The sequence below is a fragment of the Bythopirellula polymerisocia genome, from assembly GCF_007860015.1.
Classification (GTDB): Bacteria; Planctomycetota; Planctomycetia; order Pirellulales; family Lacipirellulaceae; genus Bythopirellula; species Bythopirellula polymerisocia.
The window spans coordinates 524,318-538,117 of sequence record NZ_SJPS01000002.1 but is presented as its reverse complement, the minus strand read 5'-3'; the positions used below and the strand labels follow the sequence as shown (position 1 = coordinate 538,117).

Genomic DNA, 13,800 nt, shown 5'->3' with positions numbered 1-13,800 from the left:
CGCCGGACTAAAGCAAAAGAAAAGTGAACAAAGAAGATACGGTTACAAGTCCAACCCAGAGCAATTCTCCGCGACTAGCGATGTCCATTGTAATGGAAACGAATCGCACTGCCAGCTTGGTTGCCTGGCATTAAAGCGATGGCGATCACAACGAACCCCGCTCAAACCTAGGGTGTTCTCAATTGATACATCATTTGAATCGGATCAAGTTGCAATAGCAACTTTGCAAGTTCAACCGAATTGGTTTGACCTAATGTGGGGGATGAGCAATAATCAGGGTGGATAGCGAGCTTGAATTACAATTCAGTTCAACCGCTGACTACCTGCTTTCAATTTGCTTGTCGTGATACAGCCGATTTGCGACAGCTCGTTTCTCACTCTTCAGCTCGGAGTTTCCATTGTGGACAAGTCACGTCGCTTACAAGGTTTTACGCTTGTTGAGCTCTTGGTTGTGATCGCTATCATCGGAGTCCTCGTGGGCCTGCTGTTGCCGGCTGTCCAAGCGGCGCGAGAGGCAGCGCGCCGCATGCAGTGCGTGAACAACTTGAAGCAGATGGGGCTTGGCTTTTTGAATCATGAATCTACTCACGGAATTCTTCCTTGTTCCGGCTGGACAGCTGTGTACTTGGGCGATCCGCTACTAGGCACGGGCCGCGAGCAGCCTGGGGGATGGATCTACCAGATATTGCCATATGTCGAGCAGCAAGCAATTTACGATATCACGGATGATGGAGATAAGCTAAATATTACGGCTGCCCAACGACAGCAATCCATCGACTTACAAGGTAAACCAATTTCCTTTTTCAATTGTCCTTCCCGGCGGCCCGCACAGGCGCAACCCTATGCCTTGTCCAATTCATGGACTCCAAGGAACGGGGCTCGTGCACCATTCGTGGCTCGTAGCGACTACGCAGCGAATGCTGGCGATGGGGAAAAAGGAATGGAGTTTTGGTTGGAGGATGAAAAGAAATATGAAACGAAAATTGAGTGGCTGTTTTTCGATTACAAAACTTTAGGAGACAAACAATGGCCTCCGTTAGACGGTCAGACAGGGGTCAACTATCAGGGCGCGGAAATCGGATTCAAAGACATCACCGATGGTTCCTCTAATACCTATGCAGTCGGCGAAAAATACCTCAATCCCTTATATTATGAATCTGATGGAACCGATGACGGTGGTGATAATCACAGCATGTATCAGGGATTTGACTGGGATGTGAATCGCTGGACCAGCGTGAATGATCCGCCACTGCAAGATCGTCTCGGCCAAGAATCCTACGGCAGCTTTGGCAGTGCGCATCCTGGAGGGTTCAATATGGCCAATTGTGACGGGTCGGTCCAAATTGTATCATACGACGTTGACCCGGATGTGCATCGTCGCGCCAGTCATCGAAACGATGGGGGGGGTATTCTTCCCGTTCAAATTCCGATTACGCCTTAGTGAGGAACAGTCTAGTATAGGTCTTTGTAAGGTTGTGATCCCGATAATGTTTGTAATCTGACCACAATAGGTGCATATGAAATTCGTTGCTCTCACCATGAATTTCAAAAACTGCGCATTCCGGAGAGTTTTTCTTCAGGTCTCCCTGGTAGTGGCCTGCTTCATGTATCTCGAAGGGTGCAGCCGGGGTCCGGCCGCTGTACAGGTGCCTGATGTTGATCCGGCTGATGCTAGCCAGCAAGCCATGGAGCTTTATGATACGGACCACGATGGTGCGCTGTCAGACAAAGAACTTGTCTCCTGTCCCGGAATCCAGCGCCACATGCAACTCTATGACAAGGACGGCAACGGGTCCCTCTCCTTAGAAGAAGTCGAGGAGCAAATCCGCCAGTTACTATCTTCACGAGTAGGGGTGACCAGTCTTCGCGTTGATGTACGCATGAATGGACGTCCTTTACCAGGGGCACAAGTGAAAATTGTCCCGGAAAAGTATTTGGGAGAAAATGTGAAAACCGCATATGGAACAACAAACCCTCGCGGGACCGCTGCGATGGATATCCGGGATGAAGATTCCCCAGCGTCGGAGCACGGCCTACGTGGCGTCCACTACGGCACCTACAAAGTGGAAGTCACTCACCCCGAGATTTCCATTCCCGAAAAGTACAACACACAAACGACACTTGGGTACGAGACTGAAAAGGGCAACCCAAACTTCGTTGTCGAACTCAAGAACCGCTGAGAACTTCGAGTATCACGTAGGCCGCGACGAGTACCACGAGTTCCGGCAGGCGATGCTAGTTGATCGATTCATGCCGGTACTCGCTCCACTCGTTCCGGCCGACGTTTCAAGCTCAGCATCATCAGGTTACTTATGACAAGCAGCACGCCGCCTGGTTCGGGGACTCTTGCTGCCGACAAAGATGCCGACCCCGTAAAATTGCGCTGCCAAGTAAGAAAATCCTCGCCGTCTGTGTCTGCATCACCATCCGCATCTGCGATGCTACTCTCGTTGTCTCCATATCCCTTTTTCCAGATAGCGAGATCTGAGCTATCAACAAAGCCATTGTGGCCAAAGTCCCCCGGGATTGCCGCCATTGAGAGAGATGGGATCAAAGACAAATCCAAGCGATACATGACCTGGTTGTAGTCATAGAGCGGTGTCGCGATGGGGTTTCCAGAAAATGTATTCGCGTAGGTTCCCTCGAAATAGATATACCTCCCCCCCTCCTCACTGAAGTACGGATGTTGCTTGGGGTTGTAGAGCGTGTAGTTTTCAGCTCCGTCGTGGTGAGTAACTACTTTGACGGCGTTTTCCCATGGCCCTTCAGGCGTGGGTGCTTCGGCAAACCAAACTTCTCCCAAAAAACTGTCGCCGAATGCCTGGTTGCCAATCATGATCCAATTCTCGCGATATTCGTTCCAGTAGACCGACGCCCGGTGCAAACGCACATCATCTCCCGTGACAAAATCCTTCAATCGAAACGGAGATTCGTCTCGCTGAATAAAGCCGTTTTGGGCCAGCTGCTCCATCATGTCGGTGTTCATAGGCTGGGTGTTCTTTTTCCACCCGTAAACTGGTTTTCCTTGGAAGTCGAGTTCCAGCGGGGGATCGGCCGGGTCGTACAACGAACCCTCTATCAGGGGTGTAAACGCTTCCCATTGAGCCGGATCGTTTACGTCGTTCCAGTTCTTCTTCACGCGGATGTTGGGATAGGACTCGGCAAAGTAAATATATTCCTGACCCCCTAGTGTGTGCTCAAAGGAATGCCCAGACGCCACGATGGGGGCACTGAGCGGGTAAACCTGGTGACGCTGGAATAGTTCCTGCGAATCATTGAAACGTGCCAAACCATGCTCAACCTGAGCCCCGAGGGCATTTTTCGGATCGCGCCGCGAGTAGTGGGTGAGCATCACCTCGCGACCACTGTTGTCGTGGACCGTGAACAGGCCATCAATCCACACCGGCCCAGGTTGTGACAGCGGCATCATCTGTTTCGACGATCCCGCTGCGTCAACATAGTAACTCAGGTCAACGCCGACTGCAGGATCCAGCCCCCCTTGCCCAGGTATTTGAGAGGTTGCTCCCGACGTGCGGAAGTTTCCAAACCCGACGTCATAAAGGGTGTCCCCCCAGAACCAATGGAGTTGGCCTTTATAGATCACTGACTGCACAGAATCCTGACCCTTCACGTTGGCATTGATCAAAGGTTTCTGGATGGGCGCGATCTGGCCGAGTAGAACCGTGTCTTGATAGATGCCCTTACCCGTCACACGATAGAGCCTCTCGGCAAACTGTTCACGTTGGATCGTCACCTGACTCGTGGTGCCAATTGTCGTCAGCAGAGGCCAGACACTGCTGGTGTATCCATAACTAGAAAGCGAGAAATCTACGTTCTGATCGAGTTCTCCCTGTGTGCCAAATGCCAGTAGGCCATTGCTATCGGTAAAGTAGTCTTGCCCGTTGGCCTGGATTTTTACGAGCGGCACTCCCCGGCCAGTCTCTGAGTCGAGCACCTGTATCGCGTGATAATCTTGGGCCAGGGCTGGCAGGCCACAGGTAAAGAGCAGGAGGCAACCACGGAGTATCTCGAGCAGACGATGCATGTCGTGCCTCGTTTACCTTGCGGCATGAAATTTGGCAGGAATAGTGATTCAAAGTCTCTCTGCAGTATAACAGACGCGAGAAATCAAGCTGCTAAGGATGCATGTTCAAATAGGTGTCTACCAGTCAAATGATGTATCATATACAGCTCTAATAGCCAAATTATCTCTGAATTTGCTTGACGATAATCGAACATGCGTTGATACTGAGGTTTGGCGGCGGGTGCTTGCCGGACTCTTCATTTGCCTTGTTAACTCGCCTCGGCCAATTTGACTTGCTCTTGAATTTAATCAATCTTCTTGGGAGGTGCTCTAATGAATCTGACAACTGGTAACGATCTAACAACCACCGTTGACGGCGATACGAATTCGCAACTCAACGGAAAGCTGGCCGCCTACTTCGCTGTTGGCGGGGCCATGGCAACAGCACTCTCATCTCAAGCACAAGCGGCAGTCGTTTTCAACAACACGGTGCAACCCTTTGGCATCAACGGCAACGTCAACATTGATTTCAACAACGACTCCCAAGTGGATTTTCAACTTGATCATGACCAGGTTGATCTGGGGGGAGGTAACATTGTCGACTACTTGCAAATTGACAAGAACGATGTCAATGGCGCAAGCCTAGGTGAGAATCCGCTGCCTATCAACGAGTTTGGTACGTTCCCACTGAATTCGACTACCATGCCAAATAACACAATTACTGCCGCTTACGCAATCCCCGGTATCCAGGGCGATTATCCGTCTGCTTTAAGCCAAGGTACTTTGATCGGACCGGCAACTGCCTGGGACTTTCAAGAGACTGCCAACTTTGCTAGTCTCGGAGAAACTATCCGAGCAAACCGCCTGATCGATGAAGATGCCGGTCAAGTCGACATGACATTGGGAGGGCTCACTCCCGCGCAAATCGCGGTACCGACCAATGGTCCCAACTTTCTGGGCTTGGCTGGCGAAGTTCGCTACCTCGGTGTACGAATGGATTTCGCCAGTAGCGGTGAAACCAATTACGGCTGGATTGGCATTCGCATTGATAACGATGCCGATGCTACGGGAGCGGTCGTCGGATACGGATACGAGACGATTCCTGGAATGGCTATTGCTGCTGGAACTATTCCCGAGCCTACGACTATCATCACTGCAGCTTTTGGCGCGGCGGCCTTGATTGGTGGGCGCCTGTTTGGCCGAATTAGGCGTGGCCGTAATAAGTAACCCTCCCTGAGTCGCTACAATACCGCGGCGGAACAAGAGATGGCACTTTCGTTCCGCCGCCGCTTTGCTTAAACTTCTCAAGTTTAGTTTTCTCAATTATCGTCTGCGAGTTTCTGACATGGAAAATAATCATCGCCACGGTGGGGCACACGCACAACCAACAGTCCTTGATCGGCGGATCGGGTTTTATTTGACTGCCATGGGTGGTGCCAGCAGCTTTTTGGCATCGCAATCAGAAGCTGCGGTGGTTTCCCACACCACTCCCCAAGCTTTTGGCATCAATCAGGAAGTGAACATCGATTTCAATCAGGATGGCCAGATTGATTTTCAGATCGATCACGATCGTATCGACGTGGGTGGATCGATTTTGGATTATTTACAAGTTGACAAGAACGATGCCTCAAGTGCGGCAAACCCAGCGCCCATAAATAATTTCGGTACTTTTCCGCTCAACGGTTCCCAGGCCAATGGAGATACCCAGTACCTGGCATTCACTAATAGCTTTGGTGACCAGGGTGGTTATGCCGTAGGTCTCAAAGCTGGTGATATGATCGGGGCAACAGGGGCGGACAGTCTTGTCTCTGGCACATTTTGGGATTTTCAAGAAGGTGAAAATTTTCTTGGGGGAGGAACAACCATTCGCGCTAATCGCCTCATCGACGAAGATGCGGGGCAATTCGATACAGCAAATGGCAAAGTAGTTACGGAACCCTTTGGTCCCCAACCAGAGTTTCCCCTCGTCGATGACTTTATTGGCAACAACGGCGAGGTACGCTATCTTGGCGTTCGCACAGATTTGAATGATGTCGGAAAACTTGGCTTGAACGACGGCAACATGCCCGATCAATGGTGGTACGGTTGGATCGGCATTCGCATCGACAATGAAGCTGACGCTACAGGGACGGTCACTGGCTGGGCTTATGAGTCCATCAAAGGAATGTCAATTGAGGCTGGAGACGTCGGATCGCCAATGGGCCAGGCAGGCGACTTCGATGGCGACAACGATGTGGACGGTAAAGATTTTCTCATCTGGCAAAGAGGCAATTCAGATAATCCACTTTCTCCAGGCGATCTGAATTTGTGGCAAACGAATTATGGTGCTGGACCCTCGGTGGCAAACGCGACTACAGTGCCTGAGCCTGGTTCGATGCTCTTGTCGGCACTAGGAGGCATGTGCCTCGTCAGCGGATTCGCGGGACGCAAGCTATTTTCCCGTGGAAGTGGCCGGGCGTAGACTTCGCCCTCCACTTTTGAGAAGATCGCCAGAGTGGTTCCTCTGGAAATATCAACGCCGAACGATACCAATACGATGAGTGGCAGCAGGCTGGCTGATCGTGTGTTGCTCCTCGGTTGGGACGGAGCAGAGCCTGAAACCCTCAGAACGCTACTTTTAAATGGCCGACTGCCCGTCTTGCAATCGCTTCTCGAACGCGGTTCATGCCTGGAGCTTGCAACACCCCGCCCACTCTTTGCGCGATCTGCCTGGACATCTCTGGCCACGGGAAAATATCCTCACGAGCACGGCGTGCTCCACGATTTGTGCATTAACGTATATGGCGACCAGCTTCAACCAATCACGCGACACAATCGAACAACGAGTGCATTGTGGAATATACTTCACCGCGCGGGCCTGCAGACGCACATCGTTGGCTGGCCGGTTTCGCATCCAGCCGAATCGTTGACTGGTATTTTCGTTTCAGACCGCTTCGCGTCTCCTGAGTCTACGCCACTCCTCACTCAACAGGATGGGCCTACCGTACTGCCTCGCGAGGCTTTTTCGCACCTTGATGATCGGCGAGTATCTCAATCAGAGGCCGAGGAAATCGCCCTCAGTCAGCTCTTGCCCGCGCAATTAATCGGCCTTCGCGAGTATTCCCGCGTGGAGGCCGCCTGTCGCGATATACTTGCCCAATCAGCGACACTCTTTCGCACTATCCGTTGGTGCCTTGATGTCCAGCCTTGGAACTTTTCCGCCTGCGTGTTTCCTGGGTTTCACCGTAGCCATGAGCTGGCGCACTCACTTGAGCGTCTCTCGCCCACAGGACCCGAGCTGAGCAAACATCTGATCTCCGGCTGCTATGAACACCACGATCTCTTGCTCGGCCAAATATTGTCGCAAGTTGATGACTCTACATACATACTTGTGATCTCTCCGACTGGGCCACAGGCTGCAACTTCATCGGTACTTGGCGCACATAATAACCATGCGACATTTGGCTCAATGAATCGAAATGCTGGGTTGGCTGTTTTCAAAGGCCCCAATGTGCTTCGCCTCACAAGAACTATGTCGCGGAATCTTCTCGACATCGCCCCCACAATTCTGACCATGTTCGGGTTGCCCTATGGAGAGGATATGGGTGGTAGGCCCATGCTGGAGTGTTTCGAGCCTGGACTTACTCCTTCATCTGTCGAGACTTGGGACATTCAGTCAACCAACACCACACCTCAAAGTAATGAGTGGAAAGAAGATAGAGAAGATAATCCTAAGGAAGAGGTTTACCATCTTGCCGTGGAATATTTGATTGAGTTGGGTTACGTCGATCCTCTTGACATCGCAGCCCAGAACTCGGTAAACCTATGTCGCCGCACGACTGAATTGAATCGGGCAATCTCTCTCCTTGATGCTGGACAAATTGACAAGTCAATCGATGTCATAAATGATCTCAAGGAAGATCATTACGACTCTCACAGGGCACATTTTCTGCTCGCTGAAGCACTCTTTCGAGCACGGCGATTCGAAGCATCTCGCCAAGAAATCGATTTGCTCATGTGCCGGGGATTTGAGAATCCACAACTCTACTATCTTGCTGCGGCAAACGAATTTGCAGATCGACGTTATGATCGGGCTTTGGATGAATTGGCTTGTACACAGCGTGGCATTAGTCGATTTCCTGGCGCCATGCTCCTGGCAGGAAATGTCCACCTGCGGAAACGCGACTTTTCTGCAGCGCAGGAGGCCTTCGAGCAATCGATCGTATCCGACGGACCTACAGCCTCAGCCCTCGACGGCTTGGCAGCGGTAAAAATCCACCTGGGTAAACCTGAAGAGGCTGCGATGCACGCCCTCGATGCAATTGATCAGTCTAGCACTTTAGATAGGGCACACTACCATCTGGCAATCGCATTGATCTTGCTCAACAAACCCAACGAGGCAATTGGAGCCCTTCGAAACTGGGCGTCCCTCGATCCAATGGCTGCTGCTCCCTATCGTTGGATGGCCCGAGTGCACCAACTGCAGCTCGCAGATCCGGTTCGAGCCAATGCCTGCCGGTTGTTGGGAAAAGAAGTCATTCGTCGTCGGCGAACTTCGCTTGCGAATCAGCGAGCGGCAAGTACATGAGAACTAATTTTTCTACCATGATCCCTTGCAACCTGTCGGTAAAGCTGCGCGTGTCGGTATAGTGATCAAAGGTTGTGAAGACAAATTTCTTGATGCCCCACTGGATAGCACCTTGAGTTGCTTCGAGTTTGAGCCACACATTTGCCCATCCCCCCCGGATTTTCGGTGCGACAATATTTGCGTCGACATGGACAATCTCTCGCGACACACGGTGTCCAAGAATGACTCCTTTGATCTGTTGGTCGATTAGCAAGACTCGTGAGTAACGCGGCGAAAACGATTCCGGTACTTCGCCACGAAGTTTCTGCATGAGACTTGTGGGATCACCACCCATCGTCGCCAGGTGTAGACGAGCAACCTCTTCTAGATCGGCCTCAAAAAGTGGGATGATTCTCGCAGATTCAGGGATTTTGCCACGTTGACGCATTCGATCAAGCAATGGGGCCAGCTGCGGGACAAACTCGTCCAGGGGCAATTCATGTTTTTCGACGGTCTCGCAGACGGAAAACCCGAGTGCTTCCCAAGCAGATCTTTCCTGGCTATCACTTGCCACTTTCTGAGTGGCATAGATTGCCTCGGCACCACGTTGGAGGGCATGTGTGGCAAGTCTTTTCATTAGCTCGCTGCCGATTCCCTGTCGTCGAGCTGGTTCGATCACATGCAGTGTTACGCCAGGACCAACTAGTGGCTTGGGCCGTTCACTTCTGGTCAATCCCCCTGCTGCCACAATTCGGACCGGATCACCGCTTTCAGCGACTAAAAGATATTCGAAGGTTTCAAGAGGCGCGGAAAGCAACATCCGAACGGCTTTGGCGTCTTCGCGAGTTGCAATGCGAGTTGAAAAGCTTGAATCCAACGGCATGGCATTTCTTTCAGCGTACGCTACTCGGTCTGAACGAGCCCATCAGCAGAAAAAGCCTGATTCCTCCGAGGCTGCATGGCTCAGTTGACTGCACATTCTTCTTTCTTGGCAGAGTATGCTTCCACGAGTCGACTTGAAACCTTAGTTGTTACCGAACTGCCAGCCAACTCGATGGCAAGTAGTGCTGCTCCCAAAACAGGCGGCAGCAGCGACTCCGTTAGCTTGGCTTGTGGCATCTGACAATGCAAAGCTTCGGTCAGGGGTCCTAGGAACACATCTCCGGAATTCGTCAGTCCGCCAGTCACAACCACGGGGATCCGCTGCATAGACTGCAAATTTTCGAGGCTTGCCACTACTGCTGCTACCATAGCAGCAAGTTCAACTGCCCCCCGTTTAAGAATTCCGCAGGCGACACTGTCTCCCTCTGCTGCAGACTGCGTCACCAGTCGGGCCAGTGCAGCGATCTCAGTACGCGTCATTCCTTCGAGCTCCACTCTGCGGAGAATATGGTGCATAGCCGAGAGGCCCAGTTTTACCAGAATGCGAGAACGCAGGCAGGTAGATTCGCCACGTCCGTCGTAGTCCCGTATTGCAGCCACCATCGCTTGCCGACCCAACCAGTAACTACTTCCCGGATCATCCAATATCGGTCCCCAGCCACCTGCCTGCCAACTGTTGCCCTGGTCATCCCTGCCGTAGCACGACGAACCTGTTCCAGCAATGAGGACAATTCCTGCCTCACCGGCCAAGCCACCCATTAATGCCACGCGTAGATCGTGGTCAACTCCTATGGCATCTTCAGGAACAATAGACAATTCACGTACGATTTTCCGAATCGTCTCTTGGTCTTCCTGGGTAACAATGCTCCCCAGTCCCAAAAAGATCGAGTTGGCCTGCCGAAGCGCTAGCTGCGAATTACTCCATGCGCTTTGAATAGCTGTATCTAGGTTGCGACGCACTTCATCCGCCCCTACATCATGATAATTACCCGACCCGGCTTCACCAATTCCGAGCAGTTCACCTTCGACTGAGACTAATGCCGCACGCAGACGAGTCCCTCCTCCATCGATGCCTATGACTATTTGTTCGCTCATGGCAAGGAGTCCACTTGGTAACGATCGGTGTTGGGTAAGGGGAAGTTTACTTAGCGGAAGTAGAATGCGCCAAAGCAAGCGTTGGCGGAGAGTCTAATTCTAAGTCGGTTGAATTGCGAACCACAAGCTCCGTATCAACGATGATCTGCCTAGCACTCTTGTCTGCTCCAGTGAGATTGTCCAACATCGCTTCATACGCTGCTTTAACAAAAGTGCGAATTGGGAGCCGTATTGTTGTCAAAGATACTGGTAGTAACTCTGCTATGGGATCATCATCAAATCCAGCCATCTTCACGTCACGGCCAATCTGCAAACCTTGTTCGATCAAGTGTCGACCTATCAGGGCAGCAAACCGATCCATCTTACTAATGATAGCGTCCGGCTTGGCGTATCGCATCAGCTCATCACAAAAGGAGCGTGTTAATTCATATTCGTCGACCATATGTACCAGATTACGATCAACACTCATACCATTCATGCGATGAGCTTCATGATAACCTGCCAAACGATCGGCCACCGCAGTTGAGATCTCAGGTATTCCGACGAATGCGATTCGCCGACATCCTTTCTCAAACAAGTGTTCCGTCAAAATGAAGCCACCCCGACGATTATCGTACCCAATTCGTGTGAATTCACTGCGATTGGGGAATGAGGCGATGTCTCTATCAATCAAGATCACGCTGATACCTGCATTGGCTAACATATCTACGACAACTCGGTTGAGCTGCATTTGATCGCCGGGCAGCTCAGCGGGATAGAAAAAGACGCCATTGACACGTAAATCAATCAACGACCGAGCAGTATTCAGGACACGTTCCCTAAGCGTTCCTTCTCCAGAAGGGCATTTGAGGATCAGCGTGGAGTGTCGCCGAGAAGCTAAATCTGCCAGCCCTTGATGAATTAAACCTTCCACATAGGGCAAGGAAACTCCCGACTCCATCCAAGGCACGAAGAAAGCTAGATCATATTGCTCGCTCGCATCAGCCATCTCTTTCACGTAGGTGCCTGAACCGCGTCTGCGGCGGATAAATCCTTGCAACTCCAGATCTCGCAATGCACGCGAAACAGTCGTGCGTGAGACAGCGAAATGCTGCATCAATTCGAGTTCCGTGGGGAGCTTGGCACCTGAAGCAAGTTCACCTCCCTCAATCCGTTCACGGATGGCCTCATATACCTGCTTTGAACGCGGCTTCTTGGGGTCGATATTGCCAAGCCAAGAGATCATTGGGGATTCCACGCGATGAAAAGCTATTTATCAAGCAAGAGGAGTCACTCTCCCCACACTACAATATGCCACAGCATTATTCAATCTATTTAATGTTGATTAGCCTCTTTTTTTCTGACCAAAAGCATTGAACCTTGGTAATGAATTGGTATCTTGAAGTTTGTCTCCTCCGGCAATTAACACGCTTGCGAGCGTGGGTCTGCAGAAAGAAAATCAGACAGCGTGTCAAACTCCACGATAGCTACGCAAAAAGCCGTCTCGTTTCGCAAGTCCGAGCAACTGCTTTCTCCCCTGTACCCAAGTAGTAGTTCCGAAGAAGCTTATCGACTTTTTCCGGCTTTTCCTCTGGAGGGCGAGAAAGTGGGGCACGGTTTTGATTCCCTGGCTGACAAGTTGACTGGCCACAGTCAAATCCGCATCGACGGCTATGTTGGTACTTTTTGGGAGTCATTTCGAGAGCAACTCCAAGAAGCCCTTTCAGAGAAAGGAATCCAAGTAAATTGGATCGACGTATCGCAAGCTCAGAAACCGGCTGCCATCATTGAGGCGATGGTGAAGCCTTTTCTCGGTGGTGACGACCCGTTATTCGGCAAGCGATTTCCAGGCAAGATGCTGGACTTCTTCGACGCAGACCGGCTAGGTTCTTTTCAACCCGATCCGGAATCAGCCATCACGATCCTCTTCGGTTGCGGGGCAGCACTTGTTGAATGGGAAAGCCCCTTGATCTATGTGGATCTTCCCAAGAATGAACTTCAGTATCGCTCTCGTGCCGGATCTGTTTGCAATCTTGGCTTGCAGACTCCCATTCCACCCAAGGAGCAGTACAAGCAGTTTTACTTCGTTGATTGGCAAGTTCTCAATCGTCACAAGTTGGCAATCATCGGCAGCATTGATTGGTTTGTCGACGACCAGCGTCCCTGCGAACCCACCTTTGTCTCTGGGAACGGATTGCGGGAGGCACTCATTCGAATGAGTCGCAATGTATTTCGGGCACGACCGTGGTTTGAGGCAGGCCCTTGGGGGGGGCAGTGGCTTAAGAAACTCATCCCGCAGTTACCCCAGCACGAACCCAACTATGCCTGGTCATTCGAACTTATCACTCCAGAGAATGGATTGGCATTCACAGATGGCCGGGTTCAGATCGAAGTCTCCTTCGATTGGTTGATGTACCATAGCCATCGGGAAGTGCTTGGCGAAAGTGCTGATCGGTTTGGCTACGATTTCCCCATTCGCTTCGATTTTCTCGACACTTTCGACGGGGGAAATCTCTCCCTGCAATGCCATCCCTACCCAGAGTATGCCCTCGAACAATTTGGCGAGCCCTTCACTCAGGATGAGACCTACTATATTCTCGACTGCAAACCTGGTGCCGAAGTCTACTTGGGTTTTCGTCAGAACATAAATTCTGAAGAGTTTCACAATGCACTTGAAAGTAGCTTCCGAGATTCAACGCCAGTTGATGTGAAAGAATTCGTCAATACAGTACCAGCTCGCCAACATGACCTGCTACTAATTCCTCACGGCACAATCCATTGCTCGGGAGAAAACATTCTTGTCCTAGAGATTAGCGCGACCCCCTACATTTTCACCTTCAAGATGTATGATTGGTTAAGGTTGGGACTCGACGGCGTTGCTCGTCCGTTAAATATAAATCGTGCTTTTGAAAACCTAAATTTTGATCGGCAAGGGGAAGAAGCGCGGCGACAATTGCTCAGCCGACCCGAAGTCATCGCCCAAGGTGAGGACTGGAGTCTTGTTCACTTACCGACGCATCCCGATCATTTTTACGACGTGCATCGTTATGAATTTGAAACAGCTGTAACTGGCCAAACTGACGGATCTGTTCAAGTACTCATGTTGGTCGATGGCACTGGCATAGAAGTCTCAACTCACCATGGCATGGTTGAGCAATTCTATTTCGGTGAAACTTTTGTCGTTCCGGCAGCTGCCATCTCATATAAGCTTGTCAATCTCGGCCAGCGCCCCGCTAAGGTGATCAAAGCATTTATCAAGAGCCCCTAGAAGATG

At 51.2% G+C, this 13,800-nt stretch carries 10 protein-coding genes; 6 read left to right on the top strand and 4 right to left on the bottom strand.

Annotation, left to right across the window (positions count from 1 at the left end):
• The first annotated feature begins 400 nt into the window (after positions 1-400).
• Both Pla144_RS08295 and Pla144_RS08290 read left to right on the top strand, forming a co-directional pair.
• Positions 401-1,441, top strand: coding sequence for a DUF1559 domain-containing protein (locus tag Pla144_RS08295; RefSeq protein ID WP_197530499.1), 1,041 nt, complete (start codon positions 401-403; stop codon positions 1,439-1,441).
• A 76-nt stretch (positions 1,442-1,517) separates the two neighbouring features.
• The gene (locus Pla144_RS08290; RefSeq protein WP_146449932.1) at positions 1,518-2,180 is read left to right on the top strand and encodes an EF-hand domain-containing protein; all 663 of its coding nucleotides are present in this window, start codon (positions 1,518-1,520) and stop codon (positions 2,178-2,180) included.
• 68 nt (positions 2,181-2,248) lie between these two features.
• Here Pla144_RS08290 and Pla144_RS08285 read toward each other — a convergent pair whose 3' ends face one another.
• Positions 2,249-4,045 carry a DUF4185 domain-containing protein gene (locus tag Pla144_RS08285; protein WP_146449930.1) on the bottom strand — a complete coding sequence of 599 codons (1,797 nt, stop codon included), beginning with the start codon at positions 4,043-4,045 and terminating at the stop codon, positions 2,249-2,251.
• 312 nt (positions 4,046-4,357) lie between these two features.
• Here Pla144_RS08285 and Pla144_RS08280 point away from each other — a divergent pair, with 312 nt between their 5' ends.
• The 3 genes from Pla144_RS08280 (at position 4,358) to Pla144_RS08270 (ending at position 8,591) form a co-directional block, all read left to right on the top strand.
• Positions 4,358-5,251, top strand: a complete 894-nt coding sequence (locus tag Pla144_RS08280; RefSeq protein ID WP_146449928.1) for a hypothetical protein — start codon at positions 4,358-4,360, stop codon at positions 5,249-5,251.
• A gap of 118 nt (positions 5,252-5,369) precedes the next feature.
• Positions 5,370-6,485: a PEP-CTERM sorting domain-containing protein gene (locus Pla144_RS08275; protein ID WP_146449924.1), complete on the top strand. Its 1,116-nt coding sequence runs from the start codon at positions 5,370-5,372 to the stop codon at positions 6,483-6,485.
• Positions 6,486-6,518: 33 nt separating this feature from the next.
• Positions 6,519-8,591 carry an alkaline phosphatase family protein gene (locus Pla144_RS08270; protein WP_146449922.1) on the top strand — a complete coding sequence of 691 codons (2,073 nt, stop codon included), beginning with the start codon at positions 6,519-6,521 and terminating at the stop codon, positions 8,589-8,591.
• On the opposite strand, the gene Pla144_RS08265 is transcribed toward Pla144_RS08270, so the two are convergent.
• The 3 genes from Pla144_RS08265 to Pla144_RS08255 form a co-directional block, all read right to left on the bottom strand.
• Positions 8,539-9,453 (bottom strand): GNAT family N-acetyltransferase, encoded by a 915-nt coding sequence (locus tag Pla144_RS08265; protein ID WP_146449920.1) that lies wholly within the window; start codon positions 9,451-9,453, stop codon positions 8,539-8,541. The two genes, Pla144_RS08270 and Pla144_RS08265, sit on opposite strands and share 53 nt — an antisense overlap.
• A gap of 80 nt (positions 9,454-9,533) precedes the next feature.
• Positions 9,534-10,547: an N-acetylglucosamine kinase gene (locus Pla144_RS08260; RefSeq protein WP_146449917.1), complete on the bottom strand. Its 1,014-nt coding sequence runs from the start codon at positions 10,545-10,547 to the stop codon at positions 9,534-9,536.
• A gap of 46 nt (positions 10,548-10,593) precedes the next feature.
• Complete coding sequence (locus tag Pla144_RS08255) at positions 10,594-11,772, bottom strand: GntR family transcriptional regulator (RefSeq protein WP_146449915.1); 1,179 nt, start codon at positions 11,770-11,772, stop codon at positions 10,594-10,596.
• 222 nt (positions 11,773-11,994) lie between these two features.
• Here Pla144_RS08255 and Pla144_RS08250 point away from each other — a divergent pair, with 222 nt between their 5' ends.
• Positions 11,995-13,794, top strand: a complete 1,800-nt coding sequence (locus Pla144_RS08250; RefSeq protein WP_197530498.1) for a class I mannose-6-phosphate isomerase — start codon at positions 11,995-11,997, stop codon at positions 13,792-13,794.
• Positions 13,795-13,800 lie beyond the last annotated feature (6 nt).